The organism is Glutamicibacter sp. (assembly GCF_050701915.1).
In the GTDB taxonomy this organism is placed as follows: domain Bacteria; phylum Actinomycetota; class Actinomycetes; order Actinomycetales; family Micrococcaceae; genus Glutamicibacter.
Genome location: NZ_JBOGEG010000001.1, coordinates 311,348 through 336,422 on the forward strand (window position 1 = coordinate 311,348; position 25,075 = coordinate 336,422).

The following is a 25,075-nucleotide window of genomic DNA, read 5'->3' on the forward strand; positions in this document are numbered from 1 at the left end:
TTGGGTCTTGCCCTAGCCAGCTTTCAGCTTAAAGCCGAGGGCTACTTGCGCATCCCGTAGCGGATCGCATTGCGCTTAACGGTGCGCTGGATGCTGCTGCCGAAGAAGCCCACGGTCATGATGGTCGCGGTGGCCAGTCCCAGCAGGGCCAGCCAACCGGAAATGTAGACCACCGGCGAATACGGACCGGATTCGCTGGCGACGAATTCGGCGCGGCCGCCAAATCCGAGCCACAATACCAAGGCGATGGCGAAAGCGATCAGGGTGCTCCACTTGCAGATCTTGTACATTCCTACTCCTGTGCTTGCGCCAATTGGCGGTAGAGGGCAGAAACCTGCGCCTCGAGTTCTTCCAAGGTACCGGAATTATCCAGCAGGTAGTCGGCTACGGCCGCCCGCTGGTCATCCGTGGCCTGCGCGGCCATCCGGGCTTCGGCATCTTCGGTGCTCCAGCCGCGGTCCTGGACCATGCGGCGGATGCGTTCGGCGTGCGGGGCCTGGACGACGACCACCGCGTCGAAGCCCTCCAGCCGGCCGGTCTCGACCAGCAGCGGGATGTCCTCCACCACCAGCGCGCCGGCCGCCGCGGCCTGGCGCAGCTTCGCGGCTTGCTCCCGCACCAGCGGGTGCACGATCGCGTTGAGCTTGGCCCGCTGCGCCGCATCGGCGAAGACTATCGCGCCCAGCGCGGGACGGTCCAGCGACCCGTCGGCCAGCAAAACGGCATCGCCAAAGGTGTCCTTGATCGCAGCCAGCCCGGGCGTGCCGGGTTCGACCACCTGCCGTGCCAACGCGTCGGCATCGATGACTACGGCTCCCAGGGCGGCTAATTTGGCCGCGACCGCAGATTTTCCGGAGGCCACTCCCCCGGTCAGTCCCACATGCATCATGTTCCCACCCTATAAACTAAGGGGGATGAACACCAACGACTCGGCCGCGACACGGTACACGACATTGACCAGCGATTGCGTGCACGAGCTGGAAATCAAGCGTTCGCGCTTCATCACCTACCTCTACCGGGTCGAAACCAAAGCCGCCGCCCGCGGGCATATCGCGGCCCTGCGCAAGACCCACTTCGATGCCCGCCACCACTGCAGCGCCTTCATCCTGGGCCCCGACCGGATGGCCCAGCGCTCCAACGACGACGGCGAGCCCTCGGGCACCGCCGGCATTCCGATGCTCGATGCCCTGGCCAAGCGCGAGATCGCCGATGGCAGCGTGCTCTCGGACGTGCTGGCCGTGGTGGTCCGCTACTTCGGCGGGATCAAGCTCGGCGCCGGCGGACTGGTCCGCGCGTACTCCGAGGCGGTATCTTCCGGGCTGGACACTGCGCAGCTGCACCTGCGCCAGCGCATGCGGATCTTCACCTTCCCCGCCGCCCACGCCGCCGCGGCCCGCTACGAGAATGATCTGCGCGCCGCCGGCTACCAGGTCGAGCCGACCCTCTGGCAGGCCGAAGCGGCGATCGTGCAGATCGGCATCCCGGACACGCCCGAAGCCGCCGCGCAGCTGCGCACCTATATCGCCACGCTCACCTCCGGCGCCGGGGAACTGGCCGCCGCCAACACGCAATGGGTTGATCTGATTTGAACACCGCTGCCAATCCCGAAGCCACGGACGCTGCCGCCAGCAGGCTCCAGGCCCTGCTTCCCGCCCTGCGCCGCTGGCCCGATGTCGAAGCCGGCAACCTCTTCGCCGCCGATGCCTGCGACCGGCTCATCCTGGACACCTGCGCCGCCGCGGCCGGCCCTGCAGTCCGTTGGCCGGCCTCCATTGCGGTCATCGGCGACCACTACGGCGCGCTGGCCCTGGGCGCATTGGAACTGGGCAGCACGAGCGTGCGCGTGCACACCGATTCGCTCACCGCCCGCCGCGCCATCGAGGCCAACCTCGCCCGGCTCATGCCCGAGCGTGCCGAATATGTCGAATTCTGCACCCTGGAACGGGTCGCCGAGCATGCCGGTTCGGTCCTGCTGGCCCTGCCGCGCGGGCTGGACGTGCTGGGCGAACAGGCCGCCGCGGTAGCTGCCGTCGCCGGCCCCGGCGCGAAGCTTTTCGCCGGCGGCCGCATCAAGCACATGAGCCGTTCCATGAACGAGGTGCTCGGCGCGCATTTCACCCGCGTCGACGTCTCGCTGGCCAGACAGAAATCCCGGGTGCTCACCGCCAGCAGCCCGCGCGCCGAACAGCCCGCCAGCAGCTTCCCGGCCACCGCCACCCACCAGGTGCGCGGCACCAGCTTCACGCTGCATGCCGGAGCCGGGACCTTCGGCGCCGCCCGGCTGGATCCGGGCACCCGGCTGCTTCTGGAAAACCTTCCGGACCTCTCCGCGCACGCCACGCTGGTCGACCTGGCTTGCGGCAACGGCACCATCGGCATCTACGCTGCGCTGGAAAACCAACAGCTGCGTGTGGACGCCTCGGACCATTCGGCCTCCGCGATCGCCTCCACCCTGGCCGCCGCGCAACGCAACAACCTGGCCGAACGCATCACCGCCGTGCAGGATGACGCCCTGAGCCGCCTGCCCGACGCCAGCGCGACGCTGGTCACGCTGAATCCGCCCTTCCACATCGGCAATACGGTCACCGCCGACATCGCGTTCAAGCTGATCGACGACGCCGCGCGCGTGCTCGCCCCCGGCGGCACCCTGCTGTGCGTGTTCAATTCGCACCTGCGCTACCGCAGCGAATTGGCCCGGCGCGTTGGCCCCACCGAGCAGCTGGCCCGCGACAAGACCTTCACCGTCACCGTTTCCACCCGCGCGCACTAGCTTTTCCACAGGCCGTCTTGCCCGCCCGCTCGCCGCGCGCCGCCTGGCGCATGCTGGGGCCATGAGCGGAATTATCAGCCAGGCGCTAGCCGGGCTTGCCCAAGCGATCAAGGACGCGCCGGCCCTCGCGGTGGACGACGCCCTGGCCCTGGCCGCGTTCATCCCCGCCCTGCACCAGACCCTGCTCTGCCCCGGTCCAGCCGCAGGCCCCGCGCCGCACTATCTGGACGATCCGCGCTACGCTCTGGCCCTGGCCACCGCGGCAGAAGCATCCACCTACCAAGCCCTTCGGACCCAGATCTACGCGGCCCACCTGGTCGAAGACACCGCGGCCCACACCCTCGCCCAGGATGAGCTCACCGCAGCCCGCCAGGGCGCCGCCGATTTCTCCGTCCCGGCCCAGCGCACGGGAAAGCGGCCCAGCTTCACCGGCCCCGCGGCACTTCTGGCCTCCTGGCTGCGCACCGACCACTTCGAGGCCAAGCGCCGCCTCCAGGCCGCCGGCCATGTCTTCGCGCAATATGACTACCAGCATCTGCGGCACCGCGCACAGTTCCCGCTGCTGGCCATGCGCTTCGCCGATCTGCGCCAGCCGCCAGCCGAAGTGCTCAGTGCGGCCCGGCGTCTGAGCGCCCTGGAGCCCAAGCGCGACGAATACGCAGCACCCGCCACCGCCTCGGCGCTCACCGAAGATGGCGAGCTGCTTGAATCCATCGTCGACCAGCAATTGGACGAGCCCGATCCCGGCACCCGCCGCCAATTGGTCAACAGCTTCCTGAAGTCCCAGAAAGAACGCTTGGGCAAGAAGCGGCCCGAGGCCCAGGAGGGCCTGTACCGGCGGGGCGAACGCGACGGGCTGGTCCACTACGACCTCGCCCTGCGCCCTGCGCGCGCAGAACTCTTCGAATCGGGCATTTCGCAAAGTGACAATCCCCGCTCCGGTGCCGGCCAGGCCGCGCGGGAGGCCTTTGCCGAGCCGCCGGGAAGCCGTCCAGAGCAGGATGCTGCCTCTGGCACTTTCTACCAGGCCGGCACCGGAAGGCATCCGGACTTCCTGACCGATGAGGAAGCTGCCGCCAGCGAAGATCCTGTTTCCGCACCGCTTTCTGCCGCGGCACGCCGCCTCAACGGACTGATGAATCTGCTTGAGATCAACACGAGGCGGCTCCAGGAGCTGCTGCACGCCGCGCGCAACGGCGGAACCCCAACGAGCGCCGTTGGGACTGACCCAGGCACCGTGGAAGTCCCCACCATCACGCCGCAGATCGTGGTCATGCTGACCTTGGATGAGTTGGAGGGCCGGGCAAGAACCCATGGCATCACCCAGCACGGTTTCAAGCTCGATGCAGCTGATCTGCGCCAGACCCTGGCTAGGGCACGCATCATTCCGATGGTGCTCGGCGGCAGGGGCGAGCTGCTTGATATCGGGCGCAGCCAACGCAAGCACCCGAGCTACATGCGCCTGGGTGTTGCGGTGCGCGATCGCGGTTGCATAGTTCCCGGGTGCACCATGGATCCCGAACGCTGCAACATCCACCACATCTGGTTCTGGTCCGAGGGCGGTGTCACCGCGGTCTACTGGAGTGCGATGCTCTGCGACACGCATCATCATGACGTCCATGCCGGGTTGATCAAGGTCATTCCCGATGACGGGGTACCCAAGGTCATCCTGCCCAGCTTCATCGATCCTACCCAGACCCCGGTGCGCAACAGCTACCACATGGCCAAGGCCGCCTAGTTCGCCCCCCATGCGCCGGGGTCTCCGGCTAGATCAAGAACGGGCGTCCACCGTGCACGCGGACGGCTTGGGCTTCAATCCCCAAGGGACGCAGGTCGATCCGGTCGATCTCGGCCCGCTCATTGTTTTCGAAGGTATCGGCAGTAATCGATTCGCCAGCAGGTGTCTGGACCGCCAGGCGCCGCTTGGTTCTGTTCAAGGGTTCACGTGCGGATGCCGGGACGAAGTAGGCGCTCGCCTGCTTCCCGCCACCATAGAGCCACGAAGCGCGCACCGAGACCGGGCGTGAACCCCAGCCGCTTAGCCCGGCAATGACCAAGCGCTGGCCGGTCCCTTCCAGCAATTTTCCGTTCAGGTTCTCCCCATAGACCCAGGGCTGGGCCGCGATGCCCAGGAACTCTTCGGCAGAACGCTGGTTGACCGCATGCACCCCGTGCACCGGGCAAACCTCCGAGCAGAAAATGAATCGCGGGTCCGCAAATTCCTTCTTGGCCCCGTTCTTGTCGTCATTGCGGCACAGGCAGTCCTCGGTTTCTTCCTTTTCGATGAGGATCGCGTTGCCATAGGCTCGCAATGAGGTTGGACCGATTCGGTGGTCAGCTGGAATTTCGAGGGCGAAAAGTCCCATCGATTTCAAGCGCATCCAGCGCAACAGGCTGACCAGCAGGCTGATGCCCAGGAGGACGACCGCGGCAAGCACGTCAAGTCGGTACCCTTCATCCAAGTCATGCAGCGAATGCACTTCCGTGCTGGCCAATTCCCAGCCCAGCCGCAGCAGCGGGTAGATCAGTGCGCCTAACGCGAGGTTCCAGACCGTGGGCGACATTTGCTTGAAGATTCCAAAATCTCTTTCTTGCCCCTGAGCCAGGGCAATGCCGCCTGCAGCTTCGCGCTTCCAGGTTCTAAGCTGGCGTCGAAGCCGCCCGTCCAGAACGCCGACGGCCAGGGCGAGCAGGAGGAAATAGGCCAGCGCCACAGCCAAGATCCTTTGCAGGTCCCCGGCAGGAGCCAGCAGGAAATAGATTCCGGCGCCAAGGCCCAATCCCATCCAGGGTGCTTGCCGTCCGCCGCCGAAGATCATGGCCAGCACGGTAGCGACCATCGAGAAGGAAACGATGTTCCAGAAACTTGTATCGAGGTACGGGGAATGAAGAAGATCCGAACGGACAAAGACCACCAGTGCAACCAGCGGAAGCCAGGTGGCGGCCGCAACCCAGAAGTTGGGAATGGTGCGCGGTACAGTCTCCCACTCTTCGTGGCTGACCTGGCGCACCGGGATCTGCTGCCCGGTAGTTGCGCCTCCCGCATAGCCTGCCTGCGAATTCCCTGCCGTTGCCATGTGCATCTACCTGCCGTTCGCGAATGCACTTGATCGGTGCACTTTTAGTCTAACCTCAGCAGGTATTAGGGGTAGTGCTCCTTTGGAGCTATTCCTGGCCGATCGAAGTCAGCAGAAATAATGACGAGCCTGCCATGCCGGCAAGCAAAAACCGGTTAAACAAACGAAGGTCCAACCCTTTCAGGGTTGGACCTTCGTGAATCAGCAAAAGCTAATCACGATCTCTGCACGGGGCAGAAGCCGGAATTAGTTGCCGGTCAGCTTCTCGCGCAGTGCAGCCAGTGCTTCGTCCGAAGCCAGGGTGCCTGCATCGGTGGCTGGCGCCTCCGAGGAGTACGAAGCTGGAGCTGGCTCGGAACCACCGGCAGCAGCAGGCTCTGCTTCTGCGTCGGCAGCGATAGCGGCAACAACCTGCTTCTTGTGTGCTTCCCAACGCTCCTGGGCAGCAGCGTACTGTGCTTCCCATGCAGCGCGCTGGGTGTCGAAGCCCTCGAGCCATTCGTTCGACTCTGGGTCGAAGCCCTCTGGGTACTTGTAGTTGCCGGCCTCGTCGTACTCTGCAGCCATGCCGTAGAGTGCTGGGTCGAACTCGGTGCCCTCTGGGTCAACACCTTCGTTAGCCTGCTTGAGCGACAGCGAGATGCGGCGGCGCTCCAGGTCGATGTCGATGACCTTGACGAACAGTTCGTCGCCAACGGAAACAACCTGCTCAGCCAGTTCAACGTGGCGAACTGCAAGCTCGGAGATGTGAACCAGGCCTTCGATGCCGTCTTCGACGCGTACGAACGCACCGAATGGAACCAGCTTGGTAACCTTGCCCGGTACAACCTGACCCAGTGCGTGGGTGCGGGCGAAGGTCTGCCATGGATCTTCCTGGGTAGCCTTCAGCGACAGGGAAACGCGCTCGCGGTCCAGATCGACTTCCAGAACCTCGACGGTTACTTCCTGGCCAACCTCGACAACCTCGGATGGGTGGTCGATGTGCTTCCAGGACAGCTCGGAAACGTGTACCAGGCCGTCTACGCCGCCCAGGTCCACGAATGCACCGAAGTTGACGATGGAGGAAACAACGCCCGGACGAACCTGGCCCTTTTCCAGCTTGTTGAGGAAGGTCGAGCGAACCTCGGACTGGGTCTGCTCGAGCCATGCACGGCGGGAAAGCACAACGTTGTTGCGGTTCTTGTCCAGCTCGATGATCTTGGCTTCGATTTCCTGGCCGATGTATGGAGCCAGGTCGCGCACACGGCGCATCTCGACGAGCGATGCTGGCAGGAAGCCACGCAGGCCGATGTCCAGGATGAGGCCACCCTTGACAACCTCGATGACGGTACCGGTAACGACGCCGTCCTCTTCCTTGATCTTTTCGATGTCGCCCCAAGCGCGCTCGTACTGCGCACGCTTCTTGGACAGGATCAGGCGGCCTTCCTTGTCTTCCTTGGTCAGGACCAAGGCTTCGACGCTGTCGCCAACGGTGACAACTTCACCTGGGTCAACGTCGTGCTTGATGGAAAGCTCGCGGGAAGGGATGACACCTTCGGTCTTGTAACCGATGTCGAGCAGAACTTCGTCGTGGTCAACCTTGACGACGGTGCCTTCGACGAGGTCACCATCGTTGAAGTACTTGATGGTGGCGTCGACTGCGGCCAAGAAGTCCTCAGCAGATCCAATGTCGTTGATTGCGACGACTGGTGCGCTGTTGTTCTCGTTCGAGGTGATGGTCATGTAGTAGGGACTCCGATGTGGATAGATTTGATCAGTCGAAACTCCGGAAGTCCCGGAATTTCGAAGGGGGTAGAACATGAATGCGGACATGACAGAGCCATGGCACGCTGTTCAAGTCTACGCGCCTAGCACACCGCGGGTCAAAGCGTAACCCGCTAACATCCTCGCCAGCATTTTGTGAACTTCGTCATATCAACCGGTTAATGCGATCCGTCCCACTAGAAACCGTGCGGCGTGAAACCCTCGCGAGCCACGCTGAACAAGTCCGTCCAGTTCCCCGCCGCTCCCCCGCCGACCAGTTCGGCGCGTCCCGAATCCAGCAATTGGCCCAGCTGCACGGTCCCCAGGTACAGTCCCGCCAGCTCCCGCTCCGACAATGCCACCCGCGGCAGATCGGATTCGGCCTGCCCTTCCTCGATTCGGCTCACCGTGGCGCGGGAATCGGACACGTCGAAGAGGTAGGTCCCGGAGATCAGGTCCAGCCGATCGCTCACGCTCAATAGCAGCCGGGCATCTCGCTGGTAGCCGCGCGCTTGGAAGGCGGCAACAACATCGAGCACGCGCAGCCACAGGACATCGTCAATGGAACGCACATGGTAGTCCCGCACGTTCTCCAGCACCTGGCGCAGCGGATCGGCCACCGGGCCTTGGCCATGCACTTCCTCCACCAGATCATGGTTGCCCAGGTACTCGAAGAGCTTGATGCGGGCGGCGTCGCTGGTGGCCACCAGCTTGTGCACCACCAACTTCGCCTTGGGCTCTTCCCACCCGCTGAACTTGTAGGTGGCGAAACCGCCGAGCTGGCCAGCGTCATCGTAGTAGGCGGCAAAGCGCAGGTTCTTCGGCTTTTCCAGGGTCTCCCAGGTGTCCCAGCGGCCCAAGGCAAAGCCGTTGTCGAATTCGGTGCTGTCCACGGATCCGAATGTCCGCTCGAGCGCCCGCACGGCCAGCGCAGCATAGTCGGACCCGAAATGCTTCGGATCGGCTTCCACCACCCGGCCGGGTACCTGCACGCGCAGCTTCACCCCGTGGGCGCACTTGAGCGTGAATCGGCTTTGGTAGGTGGCCGGTTCAAAACCGTACCGCCCGTAGATCGTCGCTTCCGACGCGGTCAACGCAGCAATCGGGAATCCCGCCTGCTGGGCATAGGCCAGGTCGGCGGTGATTTGCCTGGCCAGGATGCCGCGCCGCCGATAGCTCGGCGCGACGGTGACCGCGGAGATCTTGTGCGTTGCCACCGGCGCGTCGCCCCCGGCATTCAGCAGCCCGGGGAATGCGCCATAGGTGTGCACCGGGTGGGTTGCATGGCGCGAGTGCGGTTCGGCCTGCGGATCGAACACCAGGGAAAAGCGCATTTCCTGCGCGTACGTCAGGTCCAGGTAGTTCGCCCAATTGGGTTCTTCGGGCAGCTGCTCGTAGAAGCCGATCCCGGTGGCCTGGTGGAACAGCTTGATCGATTCGTCGAGTTCAGGACTGCGGACGGTAGCCTGGCAGGTCCGGGTTTCCAGCTGCGGCTGGCGCTCTAGTCTCATCGTGCTCCTTGGCGGGGAAATCGGCTGATCACAGTCTATGCGCCAGCCCGGCCGATGCAAGGGGTGCATTCACCAGGCATCGGAGAGCCTGGTGAACCGGAGCCCGGAATCCAGCGCCTGCCCCAGCCCGAGCGCCACCCCCTTGGCAGTACCGGAAGCTGGCTGGTTGAAGTGCCCGATGCCAATGTCCCCGGCGCCCAGCTGGCGGACCTGGGCGGCTACGGTCTGCGCGCCGAAGGTCGCCCCGGCGTCCAGGTTGACCGTGAAGTTCATCGGCACCACGCCCAGTTCCCGGCACATTGCGGCGCTGGCTTCGTCCATGTGGGCGGTCCCGGAGCGGAAGAATTTAGCGGTGATGCCGAACTGGTCGGCCAGGTACCGCTGGTTTCCCATCACCTCGTCGTAGGCCTGGCCGATCGACTCCGTGCCCCCAATGCCGTAGGCCTCCTGCCCGGAGGTGGCCAGCGGGGCGTGGCTGGTTCCGTGGTTGGCGATCTCGAACAGCTGGTCGCCGGCCAACTCGGCCATCAGCCGCGCATTGGCGCGTGCCCAGCGTTGGTTCACGAAGAGGGTCGCGGGCACCTGCTTGGCGCGCAAGGCGTCCAGCAGGGCTTCATCTACGCCCGAGCCCCGCGGTCCCCCGCAAGCATCGAAGGTCAATGCCGCGGCTGCATTGCCCTTGGGCAAGCCCAGCTCGATGCCCGGAACTTCCAGCCCGAACTGCCCGGCCGGAACATCCTTGAACTTGCCCATGACCTGCCTCCGGCTCGGATACTCTGCCCGGAGGCTGGGGGAAGCCCGGGGCGAAGCAGGGGTGGCAGGCGAAGGACTCGCCGTTGCCGAGGCCGCCGCGGACCCGGCTCGACCCGCCGGATCACCGGCACTGCAACCGGCAACAAGTCCGGCGGCCAGCGCACCCAGCCCCAGGCTGCCGGTTTTCAGCGCCCAACGGCGCGAGTACGGCTCCATGTTCGTCTCTTTCCTCAAGCCCATTCGATCATGCGAAAGGGGCAGGAACACCCACCGGTGTCCCTGCCCCTTTCGGCTGTTGCCCTTAGTGCGCGGCGTCGTGCCAGGTCCGGCCGATGCCCGGCTGGACATCCAACGGCACCAGCAGATCTGCGGCCTGCCCCATTTCGCGGGTCACCAGCTCCTGCACCGGCTCCAGCTCGCCCTCGGCGATCTCCAGGATGAGTTCGTCATGGACCTGCAGCAGCATGCGGGACTTGTATTCTCCTGCTGCCAGGCCCTCGGCGATGCGCAGCATGGCGACCTTGACCAGGTCGGCGGCCGAGCCCTGGATCGGGGCGTTCAACGCGGCACGCTCGGCGATGTCGCGCAGCCGGCGGTCGGAGCTGTTCAGCTCCGGCAGGTAGCGGCGGCGTCCGAAAATGGTTTCGGTGTAGCCGTCCTTGCGGGCTTGCTCGACCACCGAACGCAGGTAGGTGCGCACGGCACCGAAGCGGTCGAAGTAGTCCTTCATCAGCTTGCGGGCCTCGTCCACACCGATCTTCAGCTGCTTGGACAAGCCGAAGCTGCTCAGCCCGTAGGCCAGGCCGTAGCTCATCGCCTTGACCTTCGAGCGCATCTCCGAGGTGACTTCCTCCGGCTCGACGTTGAACACGCGCGAACCGACATAGCGGTGCAGGTCCTCGCCGTTCTGGTAGGCCTCGATCAGCCCCTCGTCCTCGGAGAGGTGGGCCATGATGCGCATTTCGATCTGCGAGTAGTCCACGGTCAGCAGGCTCTGGTAGCCCGCCCCGACCATGAAGACATCGCGGATGCGCCGGCCTTCCTCCGAACGCACGGGGATGTTCTGCAGATTCGGGTTCAGGCTGGAGAGGCGTCCGGTCGCGGCCACGGTCTGCGCATAGGTGGTGTGGATCCGGCCATCATCATGGGTGGCCTTGAGCAAGCCGTCCACGGTCTGGCGCAGCTTGATCGCATCGCGGTAGGCCATCAGCGCAACCAGGAACGGGTGCCCGGTCTTGACCAGCAGATCCTGCAGCGACTCGGCATCAGTGGTGAAACCGGTCTTGATCTTCTTGGTGCGCGGCAGATCCAGCTCTTCGAACAGGACCACCTGCAGCTGCTTCGGGCTGGAGAGGTTGACCTCATGGCCGATTGCGGCGAAGGCGTCGTTGGTGGCCTGGTCCACCTGCTCGGTGAAGTGGGCGCGCAGTTCGTTCAGGCGATCCACGTCCACCGCCACGCCTGCGCGTTCCATCTCGAATAGCACCGGAATCAGCGGCAGCTCCATCTCGGCAGCCAATTTGTCCGCGTGCTTCTCCGCCAGCTTGGTGGCCAGGTAGGCGGAGAGGTCGTGGATGGCCTGCGCCTGGGCCAGGGCCGGGTCTGCCAGGTCGGCGGCCAATCCCAGATCCAGTTCGCCCTTCTTGGCCTGATGCACCGGCACGGCATACTTCAGGTGGTACTGCACCACGTCCACCAGGTCGTGGCTGCGACGATCCGGCTGGATCAGGTAGGCGCTGATCAAGGTGTCGTCCTTGATGCCGGCAATCCGCAGACCGCGCTCGATGAGCAGGTGCATGGCGGCCTTGGCATCGTGGAAGAGCTTCGGCGCGTTCTCATCGGCCAGGAACTGCGCAAGCACGCCTTCGGTGGCTTCATCGAGTTCTGCCAGCTCCAGCCAGAGGGCTTCGGCCCCGCGGAAAAGGGCCAGGCCCACGGCCTCGCCGTCAACCGCAGCAGGCTGGATCGCGATCGGCGCGCCCTTTCCGGCTTCGATGAATCCGCCCAGCGCGTCGGCGTCGGCGCCGAGCACACGGGAGAATTCGGCAACCTCGGGTGCCGCTACTTCTTCCTGGGCTGCGAACAGGTCGAACAGGCGCTTGCGCAGGGTATTGAATTCCAGCGCGTCGAACAGGTTCTCGATCTCTTCGCGGTTCGGGGCTTCGAGTTCCATCTCGTCGAGCGTGACCGGAAGTTCCAGGTCGTGCTTGAGCTGGTTCAGCCGGCGGTTGCGGGTCACGTTGCCCACGTGCTCGCGCAGCGACTCGCCCACCTTGCCCTTGATGTTCTCCACGTTCTCCAGGATGCCGGCCAGGTCCCCGTAAAGGTTGATCCATTTGGCGGCGGTCTTCGGCCCCACACCAGGAACGCCGGGCAAGTTATCGGCGGTTTCGCCGACCAGCGCCGCCAAGTCCGAGTAGCGCTCGGGGCGCACGAAGTACTTGGCTTCCACCGCGGCAGCATCCATCGGCGGGATATCGCTGATGCCCTTCTTCGGGTACAGCACCAGGGTCTTGTCGGTGATCAATTGGAAGGCGTCGCGGTCGCCGGAAACCACCAGCACGTTGAAGCCGGCTTCTTCGCCCTGGGTGGCCAGCGTGGCCAGGATGTCATCGGCCTCGAAGCTTTCCAGGGTGATCGAAGGGATGTTCATCGCCTTCATGACTTCCTGGATCAGATCGATCTGCCCGTAGAACTCTTCGGGGGTCTTATTGCGTCCGCCTTTGTACTCGGTGTACTCCAGCGAGCGGAAAGTCGGGGTGTCCAAGTCGAAGGCCACCGCAACGTGGGTGGGCTTTTGCTGGCGGATCATCGTCAGCAGCATCGATACGAATCCGTGCACGGCATTGGTGTGCTGGCCGGTGCTTGTTGCGAAGTTCTCTGCAGGCAGCGCATAGAACGCGCGGAACGCCATGGAGTGTCCGTCAATAATCAGCAGTCTCTTGTCCGACGAGGCAGTCGGTTTGGTAGTTTCGCTCACACCTGAAAGCCTAGTTGTCATGAGCGACAATTTCACTTCTCAAACCACGCAATCTTCGGCACATCCGTTTGCCGCGCAGCTGGCCCGCCATGGCATTCCCGAATCCATGTGGCCATACCTGCTGCAAAATGGCGTGGGCGAGCTCGTGGAGAAACTGGAAATTATCTTCACCGGGTTCGAACCGCAGCGCGTTGCCGCCACCATGCCGGTGGCTGGCAACACCCAGGTCTACGGCATCCTGCATGGCGGCGCCTCCGCGGCACTGGCCGAAACCCTCGGTTCGATGGCCGCTGCGCTGCATGGTGCGGGCCGCGCCAACCCGGTCGGCGTGGATTTGAACATCACCCACCACAAGGCCGGGCGTGCCGGGCTGGTCACCGGGGTATGCACGCCGGTGCATCTTGGCCGCAGCAGCACCTGCCATGAGATCGTGATCAGCAATGAGCAGGGCCAGCGTGTTGCGACCGCTCGCATCACCAATATGCTGCTCCCGGTCGAAAACTGATCCCCGCAGGCAGCGTTCTCGCCAAGCCCAGCTGATTCGGCTGATCCGGGGCGCTGCCTTCTTGCCGGAAGATTTCCCGGGCCGTTTAGCCGATCGCGTAGCGCGAGAGGAAGATATCCGCGCCGAGCTCGGTAATCCCCAGCGCTGAGAGCTGCGTGCTGATCCCGCGGCCAAAGATGTTGGCCCCGTCGCCCAGCACCTCCGGAACGGTGACCAGAAGCAGCTCATCGAGCGCATCGGCTTCGACGAACGCGCCGGCCAGGTCGGCACCCCCAACCACCCACACATCGCCGGCCCCTGCGCTCTGGGCGATATCCCGGCTCCAGAAGCCCACCTCGCCGCGGATGAAGGTCAGGTCCGCTCCGGGCAATGTCGGCAGTTCATGGTGGGTGAAGACCCACACCGGCTTGTCGCCGAACACCCACGGGACCGATCCCTCGTTGGCATCGCGGAAGATGTTCTCGTAGGTCTTGCCACCGATCACTACGGCGCCGACGGTCCCGAAGAACTCGTCGAAATGCTTTTTCACTCCCGGCTGCGTGGCATAGGGGATGAACCATTGGACACTTCCGTTGCGATCGGCGATAAAACCATCGATGGAGGCACCCACGTAGTACTTGAAGCTAGTCATGGCTCCAGTCTAGGGGTGCCTCCATCGAAGGCAATATCAAGTTGTCGAGGGACCCGAAAATCGTGTCGGATCCGCCCGTTGCCGCGCGCAGTTCCTAGTGGCTCGAGGAGAAGCCCAGGATCGCGTCGCTCAGCTGCGGCACGATAAGCACCACGCCGAAGGCGACGATCAGGCCGCAAACCGCGAAGCAGGCGTAGGCTCCGGCATTGTTCAGGCTCTGGTTGCGGCCCTCGTCCTTGGCAACTGCCAGCAGGCGGACGCCGAAGGAGTAGGCCGAAACGATCGCCATCGCGGAAATCCAGGTGATGACGGCGACGATGAGAAAGGCTGTCCAGTCAATCATGAATTATCGGCTTCCTTCTGCGCGGCGGCAGCCTTGGCCAGCTTGGCTTCCGCCTTGGCCTTGGCGCGGCGTTCCTTCTTGGTCAGGATGTTCACCGCTGCACCCGAGTTATCGATGTCGGAAATGTTCGACTCGTGATCATGCGGCTGCTTGCGCGAGAGGAACCAGATGGTCAGCATGGCGCCGGTGCCGGCGATGGCGACGATCACGATGCCGATGTTGCCCAGGTGGGTGATTGCCGCGGCAATGCCGCCGACGGCCGCGGCTGCTGGAAGGGTGAACAGCCAGCCCAATGCGATGCGTCCCGCGGTGCCCCAGCGGACTTCGCCGCCCTTGCGGCCCATGCCCGAACCGATCACGGAACCGGAAGCTACCTGGGTGGTGGACAGCGCGAAGCCCAGGTGCGAGGAGGTCAGGATCGCCGAAGCGGTGGACATCTCGGCAGCGAAGCCCTGCGCGGGCTTCACGTCGGTCAGGCCCGAACCCATGGTGGCGATGATGCGCCAGCCGCCGGTGTAGGTACCCAGTGCAATGGCGAAGGCGCAGGTGGCAACCACCCAGAACTGCACGCCGGAGTCGGAATCCTGCAGGCCCGAAGCAACCAGGGTCAGGGTGATGATGCCCATGGTCTTCTGCGCATCGTTGGTGCCGTGCGACAGCGCAACCAGCGAGGAAGAGAAGATCTGCCCGTAGCGGAAGCCGCCGCGCTTCGGCGCAGCGCCAGTCTCACGCTTGGTGATTGCGTAGGCCAGCTTGGTGCACAGGTACGCGGAGATGCCGGCGATCAGCGGCGCGCACAGGGCTGGAAGCAGCACCTTGGAAAGCAGCACGCTGTAGTTCACCGAGGCGAAGCCTGCACCGACGATCGCGGCGCCAACCAGGCCGCCGAACAGTGCATGGGAGGAGCTCGAAGGCAGGCCCAGCAGCCAGGTGAACAGGTTCCAGATCACGGCGCCCATCAGGCCGGCGAAAATCATCGCTGGTCCAATGGCCACGCCCGTGGTCGGGTCTTCATTGATGATGCCGCCTGAAATGGTCTTCGCTACCTCGGTGGAGAGGAATGCGCCGACAAGGTTCAGAATTGCGGCGAGGGCAACTGCCTTCTTAGGGGAAATTGCTCCGGTTGCGATTGGGGTGGCCATCGCATTGGCCGTGTCATGGAAACCATTGGTGAAGTCGAAAAACAACGCCAAGGCAATGACCAGGACGACGATAAGCGTCAAATCCATTGAATACCAGCCTGAGGGGTCGAACGGCAAGGAAAAGTGAACGGGCCAGGAAAAAGGATCCTGCGAAAGGCATTGGCGTGCAGGTCTTCGTTCTAAGCGCAATTTCCATCTTAGGCGTACGGCGCAGTACGTCAATCCAGGACTTCAACCCCATTCGGGGGAATCTCGCATGAACAACTGGTTACAGAACGATTAACTGGTCTTCAGGCACGGTATCGGCATGTCGCAGGCATAAAAAATGTGCGCCAAACCATAAGTGGTTTGGCGCACAATCTGGTGCTTGCCGGCCTTACTTGACCTGGTCGACGACCGTCTCGGCCACTTGGCGCATGCTCAGGCGGCGGTCCATGGAGGTTTTCTGGATCCAGCGGAACGCTTCTGGCTCGGTCAGGCCCATCTTGGTAATCAGCAGCGACTTGGCGCGATCAACCAGCTTGCGGGTTTCGAACTGCTCGGCCAGGTTGCTGACTTCTTCCTCCAGCGCGCGCAGCTCGTCGTTGCGGGAAATCGCGATTTCGATCGCCGGGGTGAGGTCTGCCGGGGTGAACGGCTTGACCACGTAGGCCATGGCGCCGGCTTCGCGGGCACGCTCCACCAGTTCCTTCTGGCTGAAGGCGGTCAGCAATACGACCGGGGCGATGCGTTCCTTGACGATGGCTTCGGCGGCGGTGATGCCGTCCATGACCGGCATCTTCACATCCATGAGCACCAGATCGGGCTTCAATTCGCGAGCCTTCTCCAGGGCTGTCTGGCCGTTGTCGGCTTCCGCGACGACGTCGTATCCTTCGGAGCGGAGAATTTCGACGATGTCCAAGCGGATCAGGGTTTCATCCTCGGCAACGACCACTCGACGCGGAGTGGATTGCACCTCGGATGGGATGCGGGTGATTTCAGGTAGTTCGCTCATTGGCGCCTTCCTCCATGGTCAGAAATCCTGCCCGCTGAATGGGCAGTATCTAGATGGTTTCAGTTCAGCGAAGCCACGTTGCCTCGGTTTCACATCTAAGCCTACTGGCATGTACTCTTGTTGAGGCGAAGACGCGAGGTTCCTGATTAGGAAATCTGGAAAACCTCTAGTAAAGTAGTCAAAGTGCCAGCCCAAGTGGCGGAATCGGTAGACGCGCCGCACTCAAAATGCGGTATCGAAAGATGTGTGGGTTCGAGTCCCACCTTGGGCACCAGAATGAAGGCCGTTGGATCGGAAATTTTCCGTTTCAACGGCCTTTTTTTGCGCTCCCAGCCAATTGAATGTGCTTGAGTTCACAGGAGCATTCGCTGGGGCGCCAAGGCAAAATCCGCCCTGCCCCAGAAGTCTGGAGCAGGGCGGATTTGCTTGCCTCGGATAGTGCGGAACTGCGTCTACAGGTTCTTAGGCGTGGAGACGTTTTCCGGTGCCCAAGGACCGACCTTCTCGCGAGCAGGCATCGGCTTGCCATTGACCAGCTGGCCGGCATCGGCGAGGTCGCCGACCTTGTGCACGCGCAGCGAGTTGGTCGACCCTGCCTGTCCCGGAGGGGAACCGGCAGCAATGCACACGATATCGTTGAGCTCCGCCAGGCCTTCGGAGAGCAGCGCCTCGTCCACCTGTGCGGTCATCTTGTCGGTGTGGTCGGCGTAAGCCACCAGGCGTGCCTGCACGCCCCACATCAGGGTCATGATGTTGTATGTCTGCTGCAACGGGGTGAAGGCCAATACCGGCTTCTTCGGGCGCAGGCGCGAGAGGCGCCGTGCCGAGTCGCCGGACTGGGTGAAGGCAACGATGTACTTCGCGTCGAGCTGGTCGGCGATCTCCACCGCGGCACGGGTGATCGCGCCTCCGCGGGTCTTCGGCTTGGAGCCCAGGCGCGGGATGCGATCCAGGCCGTGCTGTTCGGTCGAAGAGATGATGCGCGACATGGTCTCCACGGTTTCCACCGGGTACGCGCCCACGGAGGTCTCCCCCGAGAGCATGACCGCGTCAGCGCCGTCGAGCACCGCATTGGCGCAGTCCGAGGCCTCGGCGCGGGTCGGGGTTGGCGATTCGATCATCGATTCGAGCACCTGGGTGGCGACGATGACCGGCTTGGCCCAGCGGCGTGCCAGCTCCACAGCGCGCTTCTGCACGACCGGAACTTCTTCCAGCGGCAGCTCGACGCCCAAATCGCCACGGGCGACCATGATGGCGTCGAAGGCATTGATGATTTCTTCCAACGCGGCCACGGCCTGCGGCTTCTCGATCTTGGCGATCACCGGCACGCGTCGGCCTTCTTCGTCCATGATCTCGTGCACGCGCTCGATGTCCTCGGCATTGCGCACGAAGGAGAGCGCGACCATGTCGATGCCGGCACGCAGTGCCCAGCGCAGGTCGTCCTCGTCCTTTTCGCTCAACGCGGGAACGTTCACCGCGACGCCTGGCAGGTTGATGCCCTTGTTATTGGACACCTCGCCGCCCACGACGACCTCGGAACGCACCGAGGTCTGGTCAACTGCCAGCGCCTTGAGCTTGACCTTGCCGTCGTTGATCAGCAGGAAGTCGCCCGGCTGGACATCGGTGGGAAGGCCCTTGAAGGTGGTGGAGCACAGGTTGCGGGTACCTTCGATATCCTCGATGGTGATGGTGAATTCCTCACCGGCCTCGAGGATGTACTTGGCGTTGTCCTTGAAGCGGCCAAGGCGGATCTTCGGACCCTGCAGGTCGGCGAAGATGCCGACCGCGCGGCCGATCTCCGCGGCCGCATTGCGCACATTCGCCAGGGATTGTGCGTGCATGGAGTGGTCTCCATGGCTCATGTTCAGGCGGGCTACGTCTACGCCCGCCTTCAGTACCGCTACAGTATTTTCATAACTTGCCAGGGCCGGGCCCCAGGTTGCCACAATCTTTGCGCGTCTCATTCCGTCAGCCAAATGCCTTTCATGTTCACATAGGCAAAATGCGGCCCACCCGGCATCCGGGTGCGCCGCATTCAAGCCTATGTCACTCAAATGATGCTGATGGCCCTATCGGTTGGAGCAACCGGTGCAGGAAGGGTAGTCGAACCCATGAGGAACTTGTCGACCGCGGCCGCGCAAGCGCGTCCTTCGGCGATAGCCCACACGATCAGCGACTGTCCCCGACCGGCGTCTCCGGCGACGAATACCGATTCGGTGTTCGTCATGTAGTAGCCATCTCGGGCGACGTTGCCCCGGTTGTCGAATTCGATACTGACCTGTTCGTCCAATCCGGAAACTTCCGGACCGGTGAACCCGAGGGCAAGCAGAACCAGATCCGCTTTGATTACGCGTTCGGTTCCAGGCTTCGGGAGGCGCTTGCCAGCAACAAATTCTGTCTCTGCAACTGTAACACCGATCACCTTGTTTTGCTCAGTTCCCTCGCCGGAGATGAAGTTGACGGTCGAAGCCAGGTAGGTTCGCTCGCCGCCTTCCTCATGGGAGGTCTGCACCTCGAATAGCACCGGCATCATCGGCCACGGCTGGTCTTCACGGCGCTCGGTGCCCGGCTGCTGGCCGATGGCCAGCGTGGTGACGCTCGCGGCTCCCTGGCGCAGGGCGGTGCCGATGCAGTCCGAACCGGTGTCGCCGCCACCCAGCACGATCACGTGCTTGCCCGCCGCGTCGATGCGCGGGGCATCGAGCTGGCCGGCGACCACGCGGTTGCTCTCGGTGAGGAACTCCATGGCATGGTGCACGCCGTCGAGCTTGTTGCCCGGTACCGGCAGCTCGCGCGGCACGGTGGCGCCGGTAGCGACGATGACCGCGTCGTAGTCGCGGCGCAGCTGCTTCCAGGAGATGTCCTTGCCGATCTCGATGCCGGTGCGGAAGATCGTCCCTTCGGCTTCCATCTGCGCCAGGCGGCGGTCGATGACCTGCTTCTCCAGCTTGAAGTCCGGGATGCCGAAGCGCAGCAGGCCGCCGATGGCTTCGTCGCGCTCGTAGACGGCCACGGTGTGCCCGGCACGGGTCAGCTGCTGGGCTGCGGCCAATCCGGCCGGCCCTGAACCGACGATCGCCACGCGGTGCTCGGTGTGGCGGGCCGGAGGCTGCGGCACGAAGTCGCCGGCGTCCATCAGGTGGCCAGCGAGTTCAGCTTCGACCTGCTTGATGGTCACCGCAGGCTGGTTGATGCCCAGCACGCAGGAGGCCTCGCACGGGGCCGGGCACAGCTTGCCGGTGAGCTCCGGGAAGTTGTTGGTGCTTAGCAGGCGGGCGGCCGCATCATCCATCCGGCCCCTGTAGGCCAGATCGTTGAACTCCGGGATCAGGTTGCCCAGCGGGCATCCGGAGTGGCAGAACGGGACGCCGCAGTCCATGCAGCGGCCGGCCTGTTCCTCCAGGGTGCCGGACTTCTGGCGTTCGACAACCTCCTTGTAGTCCATCAGGCGCACCGGTACCGGGCGCTTGGGCTGGGTGACGCGTTCGGTCACCTTCAGGAATCCACGTGGATCAGCCACGGGTCACCTCCAAAATCTTGTTCCATACCTGCGGCGAATCCGGGTTCTGCCCGTTGGCTACCGCGTCGCTGCGCAGCTGCTGCACGGCGGCGAAGTCGCGCGGGGTGATGCTGGTCAGCCGGCTGCGGGTTCCATCCCAGTCCAGCAGCAGGCGTGCGGCCAGCGGGGATGCGGTCAATGCGATGTGCTCGGTGAGCAGCTCGTGGATGCGTTCGGCTTCCGCGTCGGTGATCGGCGCAACCAGCAGGTCCGACTGCTCGGCAGCCAGCGGGTTCAGCTTGGCTTCATCGAAGTCCAGCACCCAGGCCACGCCGCCGGAGAACCCGGCGCCGAAGTTGCGGCCGGTGGCCCCCAGGACCAGCACCTGCCCCCCGGTCATGTACTCGCAGCCGTGCTCGCCGATCCCTTCGGTCACGATCGTGGCCCCGGAGTTGCGTACCGCGAAGCGTTCGCCGACCATGCCGTTGATGAACAGCTCGCCGCTGGTGGCGCCGTAGCCGACCACGTTGCCGGCAATGACCTGCTCTTCGGGCTTGGACAGGGTGGTCCGTGGCGGGTGGATCGCGATCCGGCCGCCGGACAATCCCTTGCCGACGTAGTCATTCGCGTCGCCCGAGAGCTTGAGCGTAATGCCCTCGGGAAGGAAGGCGCCCAGCGACTGGCCGGCGCGGCCGGAGAGGTTCACCTTGATGGTGTCCCGCTCCAGGGTCTGCAGCCCGAAGGTCTTGGTCACGTGGTGGCCCAGCAGCGTGCCGGTGGAGCGGTCGGTATTCACGATCCTCGCGTCGATGCTGACCGGCAGGCGGTCAGCCAGCGCCGGTCCGGCCGCGGCGAGCAGCTGCTGGTCCAGGTGAGTGTCCAGCCCGTGGTCCTGGCCGATGCGGCGGCGGCGCGCCGCCAGCTCGATGCCGGGCACGTGGGTGATCGCTTCCAGGGCCAGCCCCGCCACCTTTTCGTGGGCGGCGAACTGGGTGGAATCGGCCTGGAGCAGTTCGACCTTGCCGATCACCTCATCCAGGGTGCGCGCCCCCAGCGAGGCGAGCAGTTCGCGCACTTCCTGCGCGATGAATTCGAAGAAGTTCACCACGAATTCGGCTTTGCCGGTGAAGCGTTCGCGCAGCGCGGGGTTCTGCGTGGCCACGCCCACCGGGCAGGTGTCCAGGTGGCACACGCGCATCATGATGCAGCCGGAGACCACCAGCGGGGCGGTGGCGAAGCCGAATTCCTCGGCGCCCAGCAGGGCGCCGATCAGCACGTCGCGCCCGGTCTTCAGCTGGCCGTCCACCTGCACGGTGACGCGGTCGCGCAACCCGTTGAGGATCAGCGTCTGCTGCGCTTCGGCCAGGCCGATTTCCCACGGGGTGCCGGCATGCTTCAGCGAATTCATCGGCGAGGCGCCGGTGCCGCCATCGTGCCCGGAAATCAGCACGACGTCGGCCTTGGCCTTGGCCACGCCGGCCGCGACGGTGCCGATGCCGGACTCGGAGACCAGCTTCACGTGCACGCGGGCGGACGGGTTGGCGCACTTCGCGTCGTGGATCAGCTGGGCCAGGTCCTCGATCGAGTAGATGTCGTGGTGCGGCGGCGGGGAGATCAGCCCGACGCCCGGGGTGGAGTGGCGGGTCTTGGCGATCCACGGGTAGAGCTTGGCGCTCATCAGCTGGCCGCCCTCGCCGGGCTTGGCGCCCTGGGCCATCTTGATCTGGATGTCATCGGCGTTGGTCAGGTACAAGCTGGTCACCCCGAAGCGGCCCGAGGCGATCTGCTTGACCGCGCTGCGGCGCACCGGATCGAGCAGCCGCTCCGGATCCTCGCCGCCTTCGCCGGTGTTGGACTTGGCGCCCAGCTGGTTCATCGCGATGGCCAGGGTTTCGTGGGCTTCGGCCGAGATCGAGCCGTAGCTCATCGCGCCGGTGGCGAAGCGCTTCACGATCGAGCTGACCGGCTCCACCTCGTCGATGCCGATCGGGGTGATGCCCTCGGTCTTGAACTTCAGCAGCCCGCGCAGGGTCTTGAGCTGTGCGGCCTGGTCGTCGACGGCCTTGGTGTACTCCTTGAACACGTCGTAGCGGCGGGTGCGGGTGGAGTGCTGCAGGCGGAAGACGGTTTCCGGGTTGAACAGGTGCGGCGGGCCTTCGCGGCGCCACTGGTACTCTCCCCCGGTTTCCAGTTCCAGCGGCTGGGCGCCGCCGTCGATCTCCGGGTAGGCGCGGGCGTGGCGGGCGGCGGCCTCGGCGGCCACCACATCCAGCTCGATGCCCGAGAGCTTGGTGGCGGTGCCGGTGAAGTACTGGTCGACCACGCGCTGGGACAGGCCCACGGCCTCGAAGGTCTGCGCGCCGCAGTAGCTGGAGACCGTGGAGATGCCCATCTTGGACATGATCTTCAGCACCCCCTTGCCCAGCGCCTTGATCAGGTTGCTGCTGGCCTTGTGCCCGTCCACGCCGGGCAGCTCGCCGTTTTCTGCCATCTGCTCGACCGATTCCAGGGCGAGGTAGGGGTTGATGGCGCTGGCGCCGTAGCCGATGAGCAGGGCGATGTGGTGCACTTCGCGGGCGTCGCCGGACTCGATGATCAGCGATACGCGGGTGCGGTTCGAGCTCTTGAGCAGGTGGTGGTGCACCGCGGAGGTCAGCAGCAGCGACGGGATCGGGGCCCAGGCAGCGGAGGAATCGCGGTCCGAGAGCACGATGTAGCGCACCCCGCGGTTCACCGCGGCGGAAACCTTCTCGCAGATCTCCTGCAGGCGGGCGCGCAGCTCGGATTCGCCGCCGGCCGGGCGGTACAGGCCGCGCACCTTCAGCGAGTACTTGGAGCCGGACTCGTCGCGCAGGTGCACGATCTTGGCCAGCTGGTCGTTGGTCAGCACCGGGTAGTCCAGCGCGATCTGGGTCTGCGGGACACGGTCCAGGGACAGCAGGTTGCCGTCGGGGCCGATCGCGGTGCCCATGGAGGTGACCAGCTCTTCGCGGATCGCATCCAGCGGCGGGTTGGTGACCTGGGCGAAGGACTGGGTGAAGTAGTCGAACAGCAGGCGCGCCCGGTCAGCCAGGGCGGCGATCGGGGTGTCGGTGCCCATGGCGGCCAGCGGTTCAGCGCCGGTAGCGGCCATCGGGGCCAGCAGCACACGCAGCTCCTCGGTGGTGTAGCCGAAGGTCAACTGGCGCAGGGCCACGGAAGCCGGGTTGTGGCGCACGTGCTCCAGGTCCGGGAAATCGGCCAGGGTCTTCAGGTTCTGCGAAACCCATTCGCGCCATGGCTTGGCGGCGGCTACTTCGGCCTTGATCTCGGCATCTTCGACGATGCGCTGGCCGGCCAGGTCCACGGCGAACATCTTGCCCGGGGCGACACGGCCCTTCTTCACGATGTGCTCTTCGTCGACGTCGATCACGCCGACCTCGCTGGCCAGGACCACCAGGCCGTCGTCGGTGACCCACCAGCGGGCGGGGCGCAGGCCATTGCGGTCCAGCACCGCGCCGGCCATCGTGCCATCGGTGAAGCAGACGGCGGCAGGACCATCCCATGGCTCGATGAGCATGGACTGGTACTGGTAGAAGGCGCGCAGGTCCGCGTCCATCTGGTCGTCGTTTTCCCACGGCTGCGGGATCATCATCATGATGGTCTCGGTGACGTTGCGTCCCGAGAGCATGAGCATTTCGGCGACCTCGTCGAAAGATGCGGAGTCCGAGGCTCCGGCGGTGCAGATCGGGAACAGTTCCTCAGGCACCTCGCCGAGCAGCTCGGATTCCAGGGTCGACTGGCGGGCGCGCATCCAGTTGCGGTTGCCCTTGACGGTGTTGATCTCGCCGTTGTGCGCGATGGTGCGGAAAGGCTGGGCCAGCGGCCACGACGGGAAGGTGTTGGTGGAAAAGCGCGAGTGCACGATCGCGCAGCGGCTGGTGAAGCGGGTGTCGGACAGATCCGGGTAGAACGGCTCGAGCTGCGCGGTGGAGACCATGCCCTTGTAGACGATGGACTGCGAGGAGAACGAGGCGAAGTACACGCCCATCTTGTTGTGCGCGCGGCGGCGGATGCGCCAGGCGGCGGCGTCCAGCTCGCGGCTGGTGGCGGCCGGGGCGCCAGCGTGGGCGCCGATGAAGATCTGGGTGATGTAGGGCATCACCTTGCGGGCCGAGGCGCCGAGCACGTCGGAATCAACCGGTACCTCGCGCCAGCCGAGCACGGCCAGGTTTTCCTCGGCGGCCATGGTTTCCAGCTCTTCTTGGGCGAAGGCGCGTTCGCCGGCGTCGGCCGGGAGGAAGCCCATGCCCACGGCGTAGGAGCCGGCGGCGGGAAGATCGAATGCGGTGACGCTGCGCAGGAATGCGTCGGGCAGGTGCAGCAGGATGCCAGCGCCGTCGCCGGTGCCTTCATCGGCGCCGATGGCGCCGCGGTGCTCGAGCCGGCGCAGGGCGGTCAGCGCGTGGGCGACGATGTCGTGGCTGGCATCATTCTTCAGGGACGCAATCATCGCCAGACCGCAGGCATCCTTTTCGGCCGCTGGATCGTACAGACCCTGCGCGCCAGGCAGCGCGGAAAAACGGGTGTAGGGCGAGGGGACCTCCTCGCCAAAACCTGGCGAGGCGTTCATCTGGACTCCGGTCATGCTCATGAGCGTGCCTTTCTGTGGTTCATGCAGGATAGGCGCGCGGCAGCCCCCGGTAAAGGGCTTATTCTTCGCAAGGGCTTCCGGCCGCCTGGATGTTTCATCTGGCTGAAACTTTTCGACAGTGCTAAGCGGGGTCTGCTTGCGCATCGAGGTTTCGGGGACGAACATTTCCCACCTCGTTGTGGTGCTGCACCAGCTGGTCTTTCCAGGGGTCGATCGACCAGTTTGGTGCGTGGATCACACGCTACGCAGGTTTTGTTTCTCCCATGCGCGTGCTTGTGTTTCAGAAATGTTAAAAACTTTTGTCGGTGGTTACCCTGAAAAAGCGGTTTTTTGCGGGTGAAGTTCTCGAAAACCGGTTTTGCCAGCCGGTTTTTCCAGCCGCCCAATGTTTCGAGCATGTTGCGCACAGGGGTGGAAAACTGCCCAAAATTTCCGCACTTTTTCGCCATACTCGGCCCATGGCGCGTCATGAACGCGGATCTGGATTGCTGCAG

General features: G+C 64.4%; 18 protein-coding genes and 1 tRNA gene. 5 read left to right on the top strand and 14 right to left on the bottom strand.

The features are described 5' to 3' along the window. Window positions 1–41 precede the first annotated feature (41 nt). Window positions 42–290, bottom strand: a complete 249-nt coding sequence (locus tag ACRDT3_RS01655) for a hypothetical protein (RefSeq protein ID WP_431491298.1) — start codon at window positions 288–290, stop codon at window positions 42–44. Between the two features lie 2 nt (window positions 291–292). Continuing rightward, entirely contained in the window at window positions 293–889 is a 597-nt protein-coding gene (gene coaE, locus ACRDT3_RS01660; protein ID WP_431491299.1) for a dephospho-CoA kinase, read from the bottom strand. 25 nt (window positions 890–914) lie between these two features. On the opposite strand from coaE, the gene ACRDT3_RS01665 reads away from it, so the two are divergent. The 3 genes from ACRDT3_RS01665 (at window position 915) to ACRDT3_RS01675 (ending at window position 4,508) form a co-directional block, all read left to right on the top strand. Further along, entirely contained in the window at window positions 915–1,589 is a 675-nt protein-coding gene (locus ACRDT3_RS01665; protein WP_431491300.1) for an IMPACT family protein, read from the top strand. After that, window positions 1,586–2,770 (top strand): class I SAM-dependent methyltransferase, encoded by a 1,185-nt coding sequence (locus ACRDT3_RS01670; protein WP_431491301.1) that lies wholly within the window; start codon window positions 1,586–1,588, stop codon window positions 2,768–2,770. The genes ACRDT3_RS01665 and ACRDT3_RS01670 overlap by 4 nt, the downstream gene beginning before the upstream one ends. A 61-nt stretch (window positions 2,771–2,831) precedes the next feature. Continuing rightward, window positions 2,832–4,508 (top strand): HNH endonuclease signature motif containing protein, encoded by a 1,677-nt coding sequence (locus tag ACRDT3_RS01675; RefSeq protein ID WP_431491302.1) that lies wholly within the window; start codon window positions 2,832–2,834, stop codon window positions 4,506–4,508. A 28-nt stretch (window positions 4,509–4,536) separates the two neighbouring features. Here the strand turns inward: ACRDT3_RS01675 and ACRDT3_RS01680 are convergent, their stop codons facing one another. The 5 genes from ACRDT3_RS01680 to polA form a co-directional block, all read right to left on the bottom strand. Beyond that, window positions 4,537–5,847, bottom strand: coding sequence for a hypothetical protein (locus tag ACRDT3_RS01680; RefSeq protein ID WP_431491303.1), 1,311 nt, complete (start codon window positions 5,845–5,847; stop codon window positions 4,537–4,539). A gap of 246 nt (window positions 5,848–6,093) precedes the next feature. Beyond that, the gene (rpsA, locus tag ACRDT3_RS01685; RefSeq protein ID WP_013349277.1) at window positions 6,094–7,569 is read right to left on the bottom strand and encodes a 30S ribosomal protein S1; all 1,476 of its coding nucleotides are present in this window, start codon (window positions 7,567–7,569) and stop codon (window positions 6,094–6,096) included. 218 nt (window positions 7,570–7,787) lie between these two features. Beyond that, window positions 7,788–9,101, bottom strand: a complete 1,314-nt coding sequence (locus ACRDT3_RS01690; RefSeq protein ID WP_431491304.1) for a GNAT family N-acetyltransferase — start codon at window positions 9,099–9,101, stop codon at window positions 7,788–7,790. Between the two features lie 69 nt (window positions 9,102–9,170). Further along, window positions 9,171–10,070, bottom strand: a complete 900-nt coding sequence (locus ACRDT3_RS01695) for a polysaccharide deacetylase family protein (RefSeq protein ID WP_431491305.1) — start codon at window positions 10,068–10,070, stop codon at window positions 9,171–9,173. Window positions 10,071–10,155: 85 nt separating this feature from the next. Beyond that, on the bottom strand, window positions 10,156–12,768 hold the full coding sequence (gene polA, locus ACRDT3_RS01700; protein ID WP_431491382.1) for a DNA polymerase I: 2,613 nt from the start codon (window positions 12,766–12,768) through the stop codon (window positions 10,156–10,158). An 85-nt stretch (window positions 12,769–12,853) separates the two neighbouring features. Here polA and ACRDT3_RS01705 point away from each other — a divergent pair, with 85 nt between their 5' ends. Next, window positions 12,854–13,339 (top strand): hotdog fold thioesterase, encoded by a 486-nt coding sequence (locus tag ACRDT3_RS01705; protein WP_431491306.1) that lies wholly within the window; start codon window positions 12,854–12,856, stop codon window positions 13,337–13,339. An 85-nt stretch (window positions 13,340–13,424) separates the two neighbouring features. Here ACRDT3_RS01705 and ACRDT3_RS01710 read toward each other — a convergent pair whose 3' ends face one another. The 4 genes from ACRDT3_RS01710 to ACRDT3_RS01725 all read right to left on the bottom strand — a co-directional run bounded on the left by ACRDT3_RS01710 (window position 13,425) and on the right by ACRDT3_RS01725 (window position 16,449). Continuing rightward, entirely contained in the window at window positions 13,425–13,970 is a 546-nt protein-coding gene (locus tag ACRDT3_RS01710) for a dihydrofolate reductase family protein (protein WP_431491307.1), read from the bottom strand. Between the two features lie 94 nt (window positions 13,971–14,064). Then, window positions 14,065–14,313 carry a hypothetical protein gene (locus ACRDT3_RS01715; protein ID WP_431491308.1) on the bottom strand — a complete coding sequence of 83 codons (249 nt, stop codon included), beginning with the start codon at window positions 14,311–14,313 and terminating at the stop codon, window positions 14,065–14,067. Continuing rightward, window positions 14,310–15,542, bottom strand: a complete 1,233-nt coding sequence (locus ACRDT3_RS01720; RefSeq protein ID WP_431491309.1) for an inorganic phosphate transporter — start codon at window positions 15,540–15,542, stop codon at window positions 14,310–14,312. Before ACRDT3_RS01720 ends, ACRDT3_RS01715 begins: the two co-directional genes overlap by 4 nt. Window positions 15,543–15,831: 289 nt before the next feature. Beyond that, window positions 15,832–16,449 (bottom strand): ANTAR domain-containing response regulator, encoded by a 618-nt coding sequence (locus tag ACRDT3_RS01725; RefSeq protein ID WP_105656703.1) that lies wholly within the window; start codon window positions 16,447–16,449, stop codon window positions 15,832–15,834. 189 nt (window positions 16,450–16,638) lie between these two features. On the opposite strand from ACRDT3_RS01725, the gene ACRDT3_RS01730 reads away from it, so the two are divergent. Continuing rightward, a tRNA-Leu gene (locus ACRDT3_RS01730) sits at window positions 16,639–16,723 on the top strand. 178 nt (window positions 16,724–16,901) lie between these two features. Here the strand turns inward: ACRDT3_RS01730 and pyk are convergent. From pyk to gltB, 3 genes are all read right to left on the bottom strand, one after another. Next, window positions 16,902–18,413, bottom strand: coding sequence for a pyruvate kinase (gene pyk / locus ACRDT3_RS01735; protein ID WP_431491310.1), 1,512 nt, complete (start codon window positions 18,411–18,413; stop codon window positions 16,902–16,904). A gap of 86 nt (window positions 18,414–18,499) precedes the next feature. Beyond that, window positions 18,500–19,969, bottom strand: coding sequence for a glutamate synthase subunit beta (locus ACRDT3_RS01740; protein WP_431491311.1), 1,470 nt, complete (start codon window positions 19,967–19,969; stop codon window positions 18,500–18,502). After that, window positions 19,962–24,581 carry a glutamate synthase large subunit gene (gene gltB, locus ACRDT3_RS01745; RefSeq protein ID WP_431491312.1) on the bottom strand — a complete coding sequence of 1,540 codons (4,620 nt, stop codon included), beginning with the start codon at window positions 24,579–24,581 and terminating at the stop codon, window positions 19,962–19,964. The genes ACRDT3_RS01740 and gltB overlap by 8 nt, the downstream gene beginning before the upstream one ends. Window positions 24,582–25,075 lie beyond the last annotated feature (494 nt).

What these genes read in the sequence shown, in the direction of transcription:
- ACRDT3_RS01655 (WP_431491298.1), bottom strand. Translation starts at nt 290, where the DNA reads ATGTACAAGATCTGCAAGTGGAGCACCCTGATCGCTTTCGCCATCGCC.
- coaE (WP_431491299.1), bottom strand. Translation starts at nt 889, where the DNA reads ATGATGCATGTGGGACTGACCGGGGGAGTGGCCTCCGGAAAATCTGCG.
- ACRDT3_RS01665 (WP_431491300.1), top strand. Translation starts at nt 915, where the DNA reads ATGAACACCAACGACTCGGCCGCGACACGGTACACGACATTGACCAGC.
- ACRDT3_RS01675 (WP_431491302.1), top strand. Translation starts at nt 2,832, where the DNA reads ATGAGCGGAATTATCAGCCAGGCGCTAGCCGGGCTTGCCCAAGCGATC.
- ACRDT3_RS01680 (WP_431491303.1), bottom strand. Translation starts at nt 5,847, where the DNA reads ATGGCAACGGCAGGGAATTCGCAGGCAGGCTATGCGGGAGGCGCAACT.
- rpsA (WP_013349277.1), bottom strand. Translation starts at nt 7,569, where the DNA reads ATGACCATCACCTCGAACGAGAACAACAGCGCACCAGTCGTCGCAATC.
- ACRDT3_RS01690 (WP_431491304.1), bottom strand. Translation starts at nt 9,101, where the DNA reads ATGAGACTAGAGCGCCAGCCGCAGCTGGAAACCCGGACCTGCCAGGCT.
- ACRDT3_RS01695 (WP_431491305.1), bottom strand. Translation starts at nt 10,070, where the DNA reads ATGGAGCCGTACTCGCGCCGTTGGGCGCTGAAAACCGGCAGCCTGGGG.
- polA (WP_431491382.1), bottom strand. Translation starts at nt 12,768, where the DNA reads ATGGCGTTCCGCGCGTTCTATGCGCTGCCTGCAGAGAACTTCGCAACA.
- ACRDT3_RS01705 (WP_431491306.1), top strand. Translation starts at nt 12,854, where the DNA reads ATGAGCGACAATTTCACTTCTCAAACCACGCAATCTTCGGCACATCCG.
- ACRDT3_RS01710 (WP_431491307.1), bottom strand. Translation starts at nt 13,970, where the DNA reads ATGACTAGCTTCAAGTACTACGTGGGTGCCTCCATCGATGGTTTTATC.
- ACRDT3_RS01715 (WP_431491308.1), bottom strand. Translation starts at nt 14,313, where the DNA reads ATGATTGACTGGACAGCCTTTCTCATCGTCGCCGTCATCACCTGGATT.
- ACRDT3_RS01720 (WP_431491309.1), bottom strand. Translation starts at nt 15,542, where the DNA reads ATGGATTTGACGCTTATCGTCGTCCTGGTCATTGCCTTGGCGTTGTTT.
- ACRDT3_RS01725 (WP_105656703.1), bottom strand. Translation starts at nt 16,449, where the DNA reads ATGAGCGAACTACCTGAAATCACCCGCATCCCATCCGAGGTGCAATCC.
- pyk (WP_431491310.1), bottom strand. Translation starts at nt 18,413, where the DNA reads ATGAGACGCGCAAAGATTGTGGCAACCTGGGGCCCGGCCCTGGCAAGT.
- gltB (WP_431491312.1), bottom strand. Translation starts at nt 24,581, where the DNA reads ATGAGCATGACCGGAGTCCAGATGAACGCCTCGCCAGGTTTTGGCGAG.